At 67.0% G+C, this 12760-nt stretch carries 13 protein-coding genes; 9 read left to right on the forward strand and 4 right to left on the reverse strand.

Going from position 1 to position 12760, the window contains the following annotated elements; genetic code table 11:
- Positions 1–278: 278 nt before the first annotated feature.
- The 6 genes from VGH54_RS09100 to rraA all read left to right on the forward strand — a co-directional run bounded on the left by VGH54_RS09100 (position 279) and on the right by rraA (position 3741).
- The gene (locus VGH54_RS09100; RefSeq protein ID WP_331511624.1) at positions 279–677 is read left to right on the forward strand and encodes a transcriptional regulator; all 399 of its coding nucleotides are present in this window, start codon (positions 279–281) and stop codon (positions 675–677) included.
- Between the two features lie 94 nt (positions 678–771).
- Positions 772–1428 (forward strand): DUF6474 family protein, encoded by a 657-nt coding sequence (locus VGH54_RS09105; protein WP_331511625.1) that lies wholly within the window; start codon positions 772–774, stop codon positions 1426–1428.
- A gap of 35 nt (positions 1429–1463) precedes the next feature.
- Entirely contained in the window at positions 1464–2147 is a 684-nt protein-coding gene (locus VGH54_RS09110) for a YcnI family protein (RefSeq protein WP_331511626.1), read from the forward strand.
- On the forward strand, positions 2144–2659 hold the full coding sequence (locus VGH54_RS09115; RefSeq protein WP_331511627.1) for a copper resistance CopC family protein: 516 nt from the start codon (positions 2144–2146) through the stop codon (positions 2657–2659). The genes VGH54_RS09110 and VGH54_RS09115 overlap by 4 nt, the downstream gene beginning before the upstream one ends.
- A gap of 95 nt (positions 2660–2754) precedes the next feature.
- Positions 2755–3240 carry a nucleoid-structuring protein H-NS gene (locus VGH54_RS09120; RefSeq protein WP_331511628.1) on the forward strand — a complete coding sequence of 162 codons (486 nt, stop codon included), beginning with the start codon at positions 2755–2757 and terminating at the stop codon, positions 3238–3240.
- Between the two features lie 9 nt (positions 3241–3249).
- Entirely contained in the window at positions 3250–3741 is a 492-nt protein-coding gene (gene rraA, locus VGH54_RS09125) for a ribonuclease E activity regulator RraA (RefSeq protein WP_331511629.1), read from the forward strand.
- On the opposite strand, the gene VGH54_RS09130 is transcribed toward rraA, so the two are convergent.
- Positions 3738–5207: an NAD(P)/FAD-dependent oxidoreductase gene (locus VGH54_RS09130; protein ID WP_331511630.1), complete on the reverse strand. Its 1470-nt coding sequence runs from the start codon at positions 5205–5207 to the stop codon at positions 3738–3740. The two genes, rraA and VGH54_RS09130, sit on opposite strands and share 4 nt — an antisense overlap.
- Before the next feature lie 76 nt (positions 5208–5283).
- Here VGH54_RS09130 and VGH54_RS09135 point away from each other — a divergent pair, with 76 nt between their 5' ends.
- Both VGH54_RS09135 and dinB read left to right on the forward strand, forming a co-directional pair.
- Complete coding sequence (locus VGH54_RS09135) at positions 5284–5922, forward strand: TetR/AcrR family transcriptional regulator (RefSeq protein ID WP_331511631.1); 639 nt, start codon at positions 5284–5286, stop codon at positions 5920–5922.
- A 24-nt stretch (positions 5923–5946) separates the two neighbouring features.
- Positions 5947–7164, forward strand: coding sequence for a DNA polymerase IV (dinB, locus tag VGH54_RS09140; RefSeq protein WP_331511632.1), 1218 nt, complete (start codon positions 5947–5949; stop codon positions 7162–7164).
- An 82-nt stretch (positions 7165–7246) separates the two neighbouring features.
- On the opposite strand, the gene VGH54_RS09145 is transcribed toward dinB, so the two are convergent.
- Positions 7247–8251, reverse strand: a complete 1005-nt coding sequence (locus VGH54_RS09145; RefSeq protein ID WP_331511633.1) for a PHP domain-containing protein — start codon at positions 8249–8251, stop codon at positions 7247–7249.
- 129 nt (positions 8252–8380) lie between these two features.
- On the opposite strand from VGH54_RS09145, the gene VGH54_RS09150 reads away from it, so the two are divergent.
- Positions 8381–9229, forward strand: coding sequence for an LLM class F420-dependent oxidoreductase (locus VGH54_RS09150; RefSeq protein WP_331511634.1), 849 nt, complete (start codon positions 8381–8383; stop codon positions 9227–9229).
- Between the two features lie 377 nt (positions 9230–9606).
- On the opposite strand, the gene VGH54_RS09155 is transcribed toward VGH54_RS09150, so the two are convergent.
- Both VGH54_RS09155 and VGH54_RS09160 read right to left on the reverse strand, forming a co-directional pair.
- The gene (locus tag VGH54_RS09155; protein WP_331511635.1) at positions 9607–11079 is read right to left on the reverse strand and encodes a glutamate synthase subunit beta; all 1473 of its coding nucleotides are present in this window, start codon (positions 11077–11079) and stop codon (positions 9607–9609) included.
- Positions 11072–12760 (reverse strand): glutamate synthase-related protein (locus VGH54_RS09160; protein WP_331511636.1); only part of this gene is annotated, 1689 nt, incomplete at its 5' end. The genes VGH54_RS09155 and VGH54_RS09160, both read right to left, overlap by 8 nt.

Consider the following 12760-nt stretch of genomic DNA (forward strand, 5'->3'; position numbering starts at 1 on the left):
GCGTTACATTGGTTGCCATAGGCAGGCCCGCGCGCAACCAGCGAAGCGCCATTAGTCCTTGAAGCGATGAAACTTCACACAATTCCCTTAGAATATCATGTGTATTGACTGGACAAGCGGGTTGCTCCCTGCGCGGCAATAATTTTTGCTCTCATAAATGGCTTCACCGTTAATTTTCTCGAAGTTTGCACTTGGTTGCGGGGATAAGTCTGGCTACGATAATCAGCAAATACTTAGAGAGAGTCACTCGATCTACCAACCCGGTGGAGGTCATATCGATGAGCACGACGTTTTCCGCGCGCCTGAACCGCCTGTTCGACACGGTTTACCCGCCCGGACGGGGGCCGCACACCTCCGCTGAAGTGATCGCGGCGCTCAAGGCTGAAGGAATCACGATGTCGGCTCCGTATTTGTCGCAGCTACGCTCTGGCAACCGAACCAACCCGTCGTCGGCGACCATGGCTGCCCTGGCGAACTTCTTCCGGATCAGGCCCGCCTACTTCACCGATGACGAGTACTACGAAAAGCTCGACAAAGAGTTGTCGTGGTTGTTGGTCATCCGAGACGAGGGTGTCCGGCGGATCGCGCTTCGAGTCAGTGGGCTGTCCCACGAAGCGCAGGAAGACATCATTCACCGTGCCGACGAGCTACGGCGTAAGGAACACCTGGAAGCCTGACGGCAGTCGGCCCGCCCGGCCCGGTTAGGGTTGGCCCATCGATGCGGCACTGGCACCGCGATAGTCGACGAGACCCGGGGGAGGTAGTGCGCGAATGGGCCTGTTCGGCAAGCGAAAAACCCGTGCGACGCGCCGCGCCGAAGCTCGCGCGATCAAGGCCAAGGCCAAACTCGAGGCCAAGCTGTCGGCGAAGAACGAGGTGCGTCGATTCAAAGCCGCGCAGCGCGCCGAGACGAAGGCACTGCGCGAGAATTTGAAGGCGCAGCGCGCCAGCGACCAGGCAGCGCTGAAGGTGGCCGAGACCCAGTTGAAGGCGGTGCGCGAGGGCACGCTGCTGTCGCCGACACGGATTCGCCGCCTGCTGACGGTGTCTCGGCTGCTCGCTCCGATCGTGGTGCCGCTGGTCTACCGGGTCGCCATGGCCGCGCGCGGGCTGATCGACCAGCGGCGGGCCGACCAACTCGGGGTCCCATTGGCCCAGATCGGCCAATTCTCCGGGCATGGCGGCCAGCTGTCGGCCCGCATCGCCGGCGCCGAGCAGTCGCTGCGGTCGGTGCAGGAGAACAAGCCCAAGGACGCCGAGACCCGACAATTCGTCACCGCGATTTCCGAGCGGCTCGCAGACTTGGCGGCCGCTGTCACCGCCGCCGAGAACATGCCGCCCGCCCGCCGGCGCGGGGCCCACGCCGCAATCTCCCGACAGCTCGATGAGATCGACGCCGACCTGATGGCGCGACTCGGATTGACCTGATCCCCGACCCAAATGAAGACAGGAATGCGATTCCGATGACACCTCCGCGCAGAATCGTTTCGCGCACCCTGATCGGAACCGTCGCTGCGGCGCTGCTCTACCTCGGCCCGGCCGCGGCGATCACGACGGCGGCGGCGCACGTCCAGGCCACCAGTACGGACGCCGCGCGCGGCGCCTTCGCGACGGTCAGCTTCCAGGTGCCCAACGAGTCGACGACCAACGCGGCAACCACCTCGGTCACTGTCGAGCTGACCAATGTCTCCGCCGTACAGACCGAGGCCAAGCCGGGGTGGTCGGCAAAGGTCGACCGCGACGCCGCATCGAACGCCGTCCGCTCGGTGACGTGGACCGCGGCGCCCGACGGCGGCATTCCGGGGGACCAATTCGGGGTGTTCCGGATATCGGCGAAGCTGCCCGACGCCGATTCGGTCAGCTTCCCGACGACCCAGACCTACGCCGACGGCACGGTGGTGAAGTGGGACCAGGGCCCGGCGCCCGGCGGAGCCGAGCCGGAACATCCCGCGCCGGCGCTGACGCTGGCCGGCGGCCCGCCGCCCGACCACCACCCGACCATGTCCGCCGCCCCGACCGCCACGGCGGCGCCGCCGGGACCGCAGTCCCGGGCGGTGGTGGACAACACCGCGCGGATCCTCGCCGGGGCCGCGCTGTTCCTCGGCGCCCTCGGTGTCGGTGTCGCGCTGATCGTGCGGAAGGCATGAGCCGTCGGGCGCACGCCGTCGTAGTGGCGTTGCTGCTGGTAGCCGTCGCGTTCGCGCCCACGTTGACCGCCGGTGCGGCCAGCGCCCACGCCGCGCGGGTGTCAGCCGACCCCGCGGACAAAGCCTCGGTGAGCACCGGGCCGGTTCGGGTCAGCGCGACGTTCAACGAGGATCTGCAGACCACGTTCGCGGCGATGACGGTTGTCGGTCCGGACGGCAACCTGTGGTCGACCGGCTCCCCGCAGGTGCACGGCACAATCGTCAGCATCGGTGTGCGCCCGTTGGGTCCGGCAGGCGACTACACGGTCAACTACCGGGTGACATCGGCTGACGGGCACGTGGTCTCGGGGTCGTGGTCATTCCGGCTGACAGCCGCCGGCACCGGCACGCCCGGTCCGGCCGCGCAGCCCGCCGACGACTCGGGCGACGATGTCCCGACCTGGCCGTTCGTCCTGGGCGCGGTGGTCCTGGTTGGCGGCGGGGCCCTGTGGGCCATCCGAAACAGGCCCTGACCTCCGGCAGCCGACCCACTTACCCGGCACTGGCATGATGGATTCGGCTCCCCCGGGCCGGTGCACCCGACGAGAAGCGGCAAAGGAGCAGCCGGATGGCAGACCCGCAGGATCGACCGGACAACACGCCGGACCCCGCGCCTGAACCACCCCTGAACACAGCGCCGCCCGACACGGTGCCACCCGCTGACGCGGCGCCACCCGCCACGGAGCCGGCAAAGCCGGCCAAGAAAGCGCCCGCCAAGAAGGCTGCCGCCAAAGCCGCGAAGAAAGCGGCACCGGCAAAGGCAGCCAAAAAACAGGCCGCCGCTAAAAAAGCAGTGGCGAAAAAGGCGCCCGCTAAGAAGGCGCCCGCTAAGAAGATCGCTCCGCTAGCGCCCGACACCAATGATCAGCTCGCCGCGGCAGCGAAAGATGCTGCGGCGCATGCGAAGTCAACCGTCGAAGCCGCCGCCAACCCGCTGCCCCGGCAGGCCGGGCCGTCGTCGAGTGGCCGGTCGCCGGTACCGCTTGCGGTGGCGATCGCGATCAGCCTGCTGGCCGTCCTGCTGATCCGCCAGCTCCGCCGCGACGATGACTAGAGTTCCCCGGTGACTGTGATCTTCCAGCCGACGGCCGATTTGGTAGACGATATCGGTCCCGACGTCCGCAGCTGTGACGTTCAATTCCGCCAGTTCGGCGCGCGAACGCAGTTCGCCGGGCCGATCACCACGGTCCGCTGCACGCAAGACAACGCTCTGCTGAAGTCGATCCTGTCGACGCCCGGCGGCGGCGGCGTGCTGGTGGTCGACGGCGGCGCCTCGTTGCACACCGCGCTGGTCGGCGACCTGATCGCCGAGCTGGCCCGGTCCAACGGGTGGGCCGGGCTGATCGTTCACGGCGCGGTCCGCGACGCCGCGGCGCTGCGCGACATGGAGATCGGCATCAAGGCGCTCGGCACCAACCCACGCAAGAGCGAGAAGACCGGCGCCGGCGAGCGAGACGTCACCCTCAGCCTCGGCGGGGTGGAGTTCGTGCCGGGTGACATCGCCTACAGCGACGATGACGGTATCGTCCTCGTCGCCGCGGCCGACCCGAACTAAACTGCCACGACCGCAGGCTTTTTGGCGAACTGCAGGGCCTCGTCGTCGACCTTGCCGCGCCGGATCAGCTGCAGGTCCATGAAGTAGTTCTGCTTGAGCCGCCACGGCGAGACCGAGCCGGCCTTCGGCAGGTAGTCCAGCGCCCGCAGCACGTAGCCGGGGGTGAAGTCCATCAGCGGACGCTCGTCGACTGAGTTCCCCGGGTGTTGCGGCACCACGGTTTCGTAGCCGTTCGAGTCCATGTAATTGATGACGCGGCAGACGAACTCGGACACCAGGTCGGCTTTCAGCGTCCAGGACGCGTTGGTGTAGCCGATGGTGAACGCCATGTTCGGCATGCCGGTCAGCATCATGCCCTTGAACGCCATCGTGTCGTTGAGTTCGACGGGTGCGCCGTTGCGCCGAATCTCGGCGCCACCGAACAACTGCAGGTTCAAACCCGTTGCGGTGATGATGATGTCAGCCTCGAGTTCATGCCCGGAGGTGAGTTTGATCCCGGTCTTGGTGAACCGGTCGATGGTGTCGGTGACGACGTCGGCCTGGCCCTTGCGGATCGTCTTGAACAGATCGCCGTTGGGCGCCAGGCACAGCCGCTGGTCCCACGGGTTGTAGCTCGGCCCGAAGTGCTTCTCGACGTCGTAGCCCTCCGGCAGCCGCCGCTTGGCCATCGTCAGCAGTGTCTTGCGCATTTGGCGCGGGAACTTCCGGGAGAACTGGTACTGGAACGTGCTGAACGCGATCCACTTCCACCGGTTCGCGGCGTGCGCGAGTTTGGTCGGCAGCCACTTGTTGGCCTGTTCGGCGAACGGGTCGCTCAGCGGCAGCGATCCGATGTAGGACGGTGAACGCTGCAGCATCGTCACGTGACCGGCGCCCGACTTCACCAGCGAAGGAATCAGCGTGATCGCGGTAGCGCCCGAGCCGATCACCACGATCTTCTTGCCGATGTAGTCGAGGTCCTCCGGCCAATGCTGCGGGTGAATGATGGTGCCTTCGAAGTCGTCGCACCCCTCGAAGTTCGGCAGGTAGCCCTCGTCGTAGTTGTAGTAACCGCTGCACGCGAACAGGAACGAGCAGGTGAGCTCTTGCTGCTGACCGTTGTTGTCGACGGTGAGCGTCCAGCGGTTCTCCGCGTCGGACCACTCGGCGGCCAGCACCTTGTGGCGGTAGCGGATGTGCTTGTCGATGCCATTCTCGGTTGCGGTCTCTTTGATGTAGGCCTTGATCGACGCGCCGTCGGCGATCGACGTCGAGGACTCCCATGGCTTGAACCGGAAACCCAGGGTGAACATGTCCGAGTCGGAGCGGATGCCGGGGTAGCGGAACAGGTCCCAGGTACCACCGAGGTCGTCGCGGCGCTCGAGGACCGCGTAGCTCTTGGACGGGCAGCGGTCCTGCAGGTGCCAGGCCGCGCTGATGCCGGAGATGCCGGCGCCGACGATCACAACGTCGAGATGTTCAGTCATGGAGACACGCTATCAACACCGTGTTGAGTGAGTCAACACCCTGTCGAAATACTCAACACCGTGTAAAGTAACGCGGGTGACGACCGTCAGCTCCAGCCGTGCCCCCCGGGGGCGCCGCTCAGCGCGCCCGTCCGGCGACGACCGTGAGCTGGCCATCCTGACCACCGCCGAACAGTTGCTCGAGCAACGGCCGCTCGCCGATATCTCGGTCGACGACCTGGCCAAGGGCGCGGGGATTTCCCGCCCGACGTTCTACTTCTATTTCCCGTCCAAGGACGCGGTCATGCTCACCTTGTTCGAGCGGGTGCTCGTCGAAGCCGACTCCGCGCTGGAGAACATGGTCGCCAATCCGCCGGCCGACCTGAAAGCGCTGTGGCGCATCGGCATCAACGTCTTCGTCGAGACATTCAGCTCGCACCGCGCCGTCTCACTGGCCGCCGATTCCGCCCGCACCAATACGGACCTGCGCGCATTGTGGTCGCGGTTCATGGAGAAGTGGGTCGGCCACATCGCCACCGTGATCGAGGCGGAGCGCGCCCGCGGCGCGGCACCGGTGACGCTGCCGGCCGGTGAACTCTCGGCGGCGCTCAACCTACTCAACGAGAAGGTGATGCTGAGCTCGTTCGCCGACGATCGTCCGTCGGTCCCGAGAGAGCGGCTGCTCGAGACGCTGGTCCACATCTGGGTCAGCAGCATCTACGGCGAACAGGCCTAAGCCGTCACCCCTTGATGCGAACATATGTTCGTGTCGCGCCCGCCCCGCCAGTTCGCCGAGATCCTGCACGCGGACCTCGACTCGTTCTATGCGTCCGTCGAGCAGCGCGATGACCCCGGCCTGCGCGGCCGGCCGGTGATCGTCGGCGGCGGGGTGGTGCTGGCGGCCAGCTACGAGGCCAAGGCCTACGGCGTGCGGACCGCGATGGGCGGCGCCCAGGCGCGACGGCTGTGCCCGCAGGCCGTCGTGGTACCGCCCCGGATGGCGGCCTATTCGCAGGCCAGCGACGCTGTGTTCGAGGTGTTCCGCGACACGTCACCGCTGGTAGAGGCGATTTCAGTGGACGAGGCGTTCATCGACGTGGGTGGGCTGCGGCGCGTCTCCGGAACGCCGGTCGAGATCGCCGCCGGGCTGCGCAGCGACGTCCGCTCCCGGGTCGGGCTGCCGATCACCGTCGGCATCGCGCGGACGAAATTCCTGGCCAAGGTGGCCAGCCAGGAAGCCAAGCCCGATGGCTTGCTGCTGGTTCCGCCCGGTCGCGAGCTCGCCTTCCTGCACCCGCTGCCGGTTCGCCGGTTGTGGGGCGTCGGGGCGGTGACCGCCGACAAGCTGCGCGCGCACGGCATCGAAACGGTCGCCGACGTCGCCGAGCTCAGCGAGACCCTGTTGGCGTCGCTGGTCGGTGGTGGGATGGGCGGCCGGTTGTACGCGCTGTCGCATAACGTCGACGCCCGCCGGGTCACGACGGGTGTGCGACGGCGTTCGGTGGGGGCCCAGCGCGCGCTGGGCCGCGCCGGCAACACCATGTCGGCGGCCGAGATCGACGCGGTGGTGATCGGCCTGATCGACCGGATCGCGAGCCGGATGCGCGCCGCCGGGCGCACCGGCCGGACCGTCACATTGCGGTTGCGGTTCAACGACTTTGGCCGAGCGACCCGGTCGCACACCCTGTCGTGGGCGACCTGCTCGACGCATGCCCTGCTGGGCACGGCGCGACGACTGGTCGCGGCCGCCGCCCCGCTGATCGCCGACCGCGGACTGACGCTGGTCGGCTTCGCGGTCTCCGAGATCGACCGCGACGGCGCCGAGCAGCTGACGCTGCCGTTCACCACGCCGGCCGAGCCCGCCGCCGTCGACGCAGCGGTCGACCAGGTTCGTCGGCGCTACGGCAAATCGGCGCTCACCCGCGGAGTCCTCGTCGGTCGCGACCCGGGCCTGGAGATGCCGCACCTACCCGACTGACGCGGTCCGGTGCCGAGTGGCCAGTTGATGCACGCAATTAGCGAAAAACCGTACGATAACTGGCCACTCGGCGGCGAGGCGGCTACGACGCGGTCCACTCCAGCAGCTTGTCGACCGGCCAGGTGTTCACGATGCGATCGACGGGGACGCCGGCGTCCAGCGCGCGCTGGGCGCCGTAGCCGAGGAAATCGAGCTGGCCGGGCGCGTGTGCGTCGGTGTCGATGCTGAAATCGCAGCCGATCTCCAGCGCGAGGTTCAGCAGCCGGGTGGGCGGGTCACGGCGTTCGGGCCGCGAGTTGATCTCGACGGCGGTGCCGTGCTCGCGGCAGGCGGTGAACACCGCTTCGGCGTCGAACGACGACTCCGGCCGGATACCGCGATTGCCGGCGACCAGTCGTCCCGTGCAGTGGCCGAGAACATCGGCGTGGCCATTGCTGACCGCGCGAACCATCCGGCGGGTCATCGCCGCGGAATCCATCGACAGCTTGGAGTGCACGCTGGCCACCACCACGTCCAGCCGCTCCAGCAGCTCCGGCTCCTGATCGAGGCCACCGTCGTCGAGGATGTCCACTTCGATGCCGGTCAGGATCCGCATCGGCGCAAACCGCTCGCGCAGGCGAGCGATGACGTCGAGCTGTTTGCGCAGTCGCTCCGGCGACAGGCCGTTGGCGATCGTCAAACGGGGCGAATGATCGGTCAGCGCACAGTATTCGTGGCCCAACGACGCCGCGGTGGCCATCATCTCCTCGATCGGCGCCGAACCGTCTGACCAGTTCGAATGCAGATGCAGGTCGCCGCGTAGCGCCGCCCGGATTTCACCGCCGCCGAGATCGTCTGCGGCCGAGCGTAATTCGACCAACGCGTCGGGCTCGCGGCCGGACCACGCCTGCGCGATCACCTTTGCGGTCTTCGGCCCGATGCCCGGCAGCGACTGCCAGCTGTTGGCTTGGCCGTGCCGCTCACGCGCAGCGTCGTCGAGGCGTTCGACGATGTCGGCGGCGTTGCGGTAGGCCATCACCCGCCGGGAGTCTTCCCGTGCGCGGTCTTTGTAGTAGGCGATCTGTCGCAGAGCGGCTACCGGGTCCATATCTCCAGTGTGCCCCGCCGGCTAGAACCACTGCCCGGCGATGAACCCGGCAGTGCTTTGCTCAGCGTTGGATTGGCGTACTCACGGGCGTCGCGCCATGATTCGACAGTCTGGACTACCGTCGGGTTTATGCGATTTGCGTTCAAAACCTCTCCCCAAAACACCACCTGGCCACAGATGCTGGCGGTCTGGCAGGCCGCCGACGACATCGACGTCTTCGAGTCCGGCTGGACCTTCGACCACTTCTACCCGATCTTCAGCGACAGCACTGGACCATGTCTAGAGGGCTGGACCACGCTCACCGCCCTGGCCCAGGCGACCAAGCGACTGCGGCTAGGCACTCTGGTCACCGGAATTCACTACCGGCATCCCGCTGTGCTGGCCAACATGGCTGCGGCACTGGATGTCATCTCCGACGGCCGGCTCGAGCTGGGGATCGGGGCCGGCTGGAACGAGGAGGAGTCGGGCGCTTACGGCATCGAGTTGGGCAGCATCAGGGAGCGTTTCGACCGGTTCGAAGAGGCCTGCGAGGTGCTGACCAGCCTGCTCAGCAACGAGGTCACCAATTTCGACGGCAAGTTCTACCAGCTCAAGGACGCCCGCAACGAACCCAAGGGGCCGCAACGCCCGCACCCGCCGATCTGCATCGGCGGCGGTGGCGAGAAACGCACTCTGCGGATCACCGCCCGCTACGCCCAGCACTGGAACTTCGCCGGAGGTCCACCTGACATGTTCGCCCACAAGCGCGACGTGCTGGCGTCGCACTGCGCGGACATCGGGCGCGACCCGAAGGAGATCACCACGTCGGCGCACCTGCGGCTGGAGCCCGACCTCAACTACGCGAAGGTCATCGAGGACGCCGCCGCACTGGGCGCCGAGGGCCTCGATCTGGGGATCGTGTACATCCCGCCGCCGCACGACCCGGCCGTGCTGGAACCGCTGGCCGAGGCGATCCGCGACTCGGGGCTCATCACCTGACTTGGCCAGCCTGGATGGCGGTGGGCAAAAAGGTCACGAAATGGTGACATCGAGCAAACGCTCGCTGTTATTAGCGAGCGGTCCGGGTGGCGGTTAGACGCCGAAGCGTATCAGCTCGTCCGCGGTTACCAGGCGCTCGAGCTTTGCCGGGAATTCGCGGCTTTTTACTGGGTGGCGGAACCATGACCAGGCGATTCGCCCGACCCGTGAGCGGGCCATCGGGTTCATATACACAGCGCTAACTCCTGCGGTCGATCAGCTCAACCGGGCCCCACACCCCGCGGCGCCCGTATCGAACTATTAGACAGCCTCCGGCTGGCAAACAGTGTAGGACGCGCCGCAGAATTTATCAAATGTTTCTGCTGTGACTGATGTGACTAGCGTTGGGGGGCCGCGGTGGGCGCGATCGGCGCCGGCAGCGCAGTCTCTCCCATCAGGAATCGGTCCACACCCGCGGCCGCGGCACGGCCCTCGGCAATGGCCCAGACAATCAGCGACTGGCCGCGGCCGGCGTCACCGGCAACGAAGACACCCGGCACTGACGTCTCGAAGTTGGAACCGCGCGTCACGTTCCCACGGTCGGTGAACTCCACGCCCAACTCCGTCAGCAGGCCCTTGCGCTCCGGTCCGACAAAGCCCATCGCCAGCAGCACCAGATCGGCGTCGATCTCGAAGTCACTGCCCTCGGTCTTGACGAACTTGCCGTCCTGCATCGTCACCTCGTGCACCTTGAGCGCAGCGACGTGACCGTCCCGGCCGACGAATTCCTCGGTGTTGACCGAGAAGACGCGCTCGCCGCCTTCTTCGTGGGCCGAGGACACCCGGAGCATCATCGCGTAGGTCGGCCACGGCGTGGACGGCGAACGGGTCTCCGGTGGCCGCGGCATGATCTCGAACTGATGGATGCTCGCCGCACCCTGACGGTGTGCGGTACCCAGGCAGTCGGCACCGGTATCACCGCCGCCGATGATGACGACCTTCTTGCCCTTGGCGGTGATCGGCGGTTCGCCGTCGGCGCCGAGCACGTCGTCGCCCTCCTGCACCCGGTTGCCCCAGGGCAGGTACTCCATCGCCTGGTGGATGCCGTCCAGCTCGCGACCCGGGATCGGCAGGTCGCGCCCCTCGGTGGCCCCGCCGGCCAGCACCACGGCGTCGAAGTCGGAGCGCAACTGTTCGGCGGTGACGTCGACGCCGACGTTGACGCCGGCGCGGAACTCGGTGCCTTCGGCCTGCATCTGCTCGAGCCTGCGGTTCAGGTGGCGCTTTTCCATCTTGAATTCGGGGATGCCGTAGCGCAGCAGGCCCCCGATGCGGTCGGCGCGCTCGAAGACCGTCACCTGGTGTCCGGCCCGGGTCAGCTGCTGCGCGGCGGCCAGGCCGGCCGGGCCGGAGCCGACGACCGCCACCGTCTTTCCGGTGTGCTGATCGGGTTCCGGTGGCAGCGGAACCACCCAGCCTTCGTCGAAGGCGTTGTCGATGATCTCGACCTCGATCTGCTTGATCGTGACCGCATCCTGGTTGATGCCGAGCACGCACGACGACTCGCACGGCGCCGGGCAGAGCCGGCCGGTGAACTCCGGGAAGTTGTTGGTGGCATGCAGCCGTTCGATCGCGTCGCGCCACCGATCGGTGCGAACCAGGTCATTCCATTCCGGAATCAGGTTGCCCAGCGGACAACCGTTGTGGCAGAACGGAATCCCGCAGTCCATGCAGCGAGCCGCCTGGTGCTGCAGCGTCGAATGCGGGAAGTCTTCGTAGACCTCATCCCAGTCGCGCAGGCGCAGATCCACCGGTCGGCGCTTCGGCGTTTCGCGGTGGGTGTATTTCAGGAAGCCCTTTGGATCAGGCACTGGCGGCCGCCATGATCGCTTCTTCGGGGTCAGTGCCGGTGCGCTCGGCGTCGGCGATCGCCTCCAGCACCCGCTTGTAGTCGCGCGGCATCACCTTGGCGAAGCACTGCTGCTCGCCGGTCCAGCCGGCCAGGATCCGCTGGCCGACCGCCGAGTCGGTGGCATCCACGTGGGCCTGGAGCATCCCGTGCAGCCAGTCGAGGTCGTCCTCGTCGAGCGCTTCGAGTTCCACCATCTCGGAGTTGAGGTTGGCTTCCAACGCGTCCTCGGGGTCGTAGACATAGGCGATACCACCGGACATGCCTGCCGCGAAGTTGCGGCCGGTGCTGCCCAGAATCGCCACCCTGCCGCCGGTCATGTACTCGCAGCCGTGATCGCCGACGCCTTCGACCACCGCGTGTGCGCCGGAGTTGCGCACGGCGAACCGTTCGCCGACCGCGCCGCGCAGGAATGCCTGGCCGCTGGTGGCGCCGAACAGGATGACGTTGCCGCCGATGATGTTGTCTTCGGCGACGTAGTCGCTGGGTGCGTCGTCGGGCGGCCGTACCACCACCCGCCCGCCGGACAAGCCCTTGCCGACGTAGTCGTTCGCGTCGCCGTACACCCGCAGCGTGATGCCCTGCGGCAGGAACGCGCCGAAGCTGTTGCCGGCCGAACCGGTGAAGGTGATGTCGATGGTGCCGTCCGGCAACCCTTGGCCGCCGTAGGCTTTCGTCACCTCGTGGCCGAGCATGGTGCCGACGGTGCGGTTGACGTTGGCGATCGTGGTGGAGAACCGAACGGGCTTCTGGGAGTCCAGCGCCTCACGGCTCATCACGATCAACTGCTGATCCAGGGCCTTGTCCAGGCCGTGGTCCTGCTTGGAGCTGTTGTAGAGATCCTGGTTCATGAACGCCGATTCCGGCTCGTGCAGCACCGGCGACAGATCCAGCTTGTGCGCCTTCCAGTGCGCCCGGGCCAGCGTGGTGTCCAGCGAGCCGACCTGGCCGACCGCCTCGTTGACGGTGCGGAAACCGAGCTGCGCCATGTACTCGCGGACCTCTTCGGCGATGAACAAGAAGAAGTTCTCGACGAATTCGGGCTTGCCGTTGAACCGCTCCCGCAGCACCGGGTTCTGGGTGGCCACCCCGACCGGGCAGGTGTCCAGATGGCACACCCGCATCATCACACAGCCCGACACCACCAAAGGTGCGGTGGCGAAACCGAATTCCTCGGCACCCAGCAGCGCCGCGATCATCACGTCGCGACCGGTCTTGAGCTGCCCGTCGACCTGGACCACGATCCGGTCCCGTAATCCGTTGAGCAGCAACGTCTGCTGCGTTTCGGCGAGCCCCAGCTCCCACGGCGCGCCGGCGTGCTTCATCGACGTCAGCGGGGTGGCGCCGGTACCGCCGTCATGACCGGAGATCAGCACGACGTCGGCGTGTGCCTTGGACACACCGGCGGCGACCGTGCCGACACCGTTCTCCGACACCAGCTTCACGTGGATCCGGGCGGACGGGTTGGCGTTCTTCAAGTCGTGGATCAGCTGCGCCAGGTCCTCGATCGAGTAGATGTCGTGGTGCGGCGGCGGCGAGATCAAGCCCACGCCCGGGGTGGAGTGCCGCACCTCGGCGATCCACGGGTAGACCTTGCCGGCCGGAAGCTGACCGCCCTCACCGGGTTTGGCGCCCTGGGCCAT

Origin of the sequence: Mycobacterium sp. (assembly GCF_036488105.1) — a bacterium.
GTDB lineage: Bacteria > Actinomycetota > Actinomycetes > Mycobacteriales > Mycobacteriaceae > Mycobacterium.

What these genes read in the sequence shown, in the direction of transcription:
- VGH54_RS09100 (WP_331511624.1), top strand. Translation starts at nt 279, where the DNA reads ATGAGCACGACGTTTTCCGCGCGCCTGAACCGCCTGTTCGACACGGTT.
- VGH54_RS09105 (WP_331511625.1), top strand. Translation starts at nt 772, where the DNA reads ATGGGCCTGTTCGGCAAGCGAAAAACCCGTGCGACGCGCCGCGCCGAA.
- VGH54_RS09110 (WP_331511626.1), top strand. Translation starts at nt 1,464, where the DNA reads ATGACACCTCCGCGCAGAATCGTTTCGCGCACCCTGATCGGAACCGTC.
- VGH54_RS09115 (WP_331511627.1), top strand. Translation starts at nt 2,144, where the DNA reads ATGAGCCGTCGGGCGCACGCCGTCGTAGTGGCGTTGCTGCTGGTAGCC.
- VGH54_RS09120 (WP_331511628.1), top strand. Translation starts at nt 2,755, where the DNA reads ATGGCAGACCCGCAGGATCGACCGGACAACACGCCGGACCCCGCGCCT.
- VGH54_RS09130 (WP_331511630.1), bottom strand. Translation starts at nt 5,207, where the DNA reads ATGACTGAACATCTCGACGTTGTGATCGTCGGCGCCGGCATCTCCGGC.
- dinB (WP_331511632.1), top strand. Translation starts at nt 5,947, where the DNA reads ATGTTCGTGTCGCGCCCGCCCCGCCAGTTCGCCGAGATCCTGCACGCG.
- VGH54_RS09145 (WP_331511633.1), bottom strand. Translation starts at nt 8,251, where the DNA reads ATGGACCCGGTAGCCGCTCTGCGACAGATCGCCTACTACAAAGACCGC.
- VGH54_RS09150 (WP_331511634.1), top strand. Translation starts at nt 8,381, where the DNA reads ATGCGATTTGCGTTCAAAACCTCTCCCCAAAACACCACCTGGCCACAG.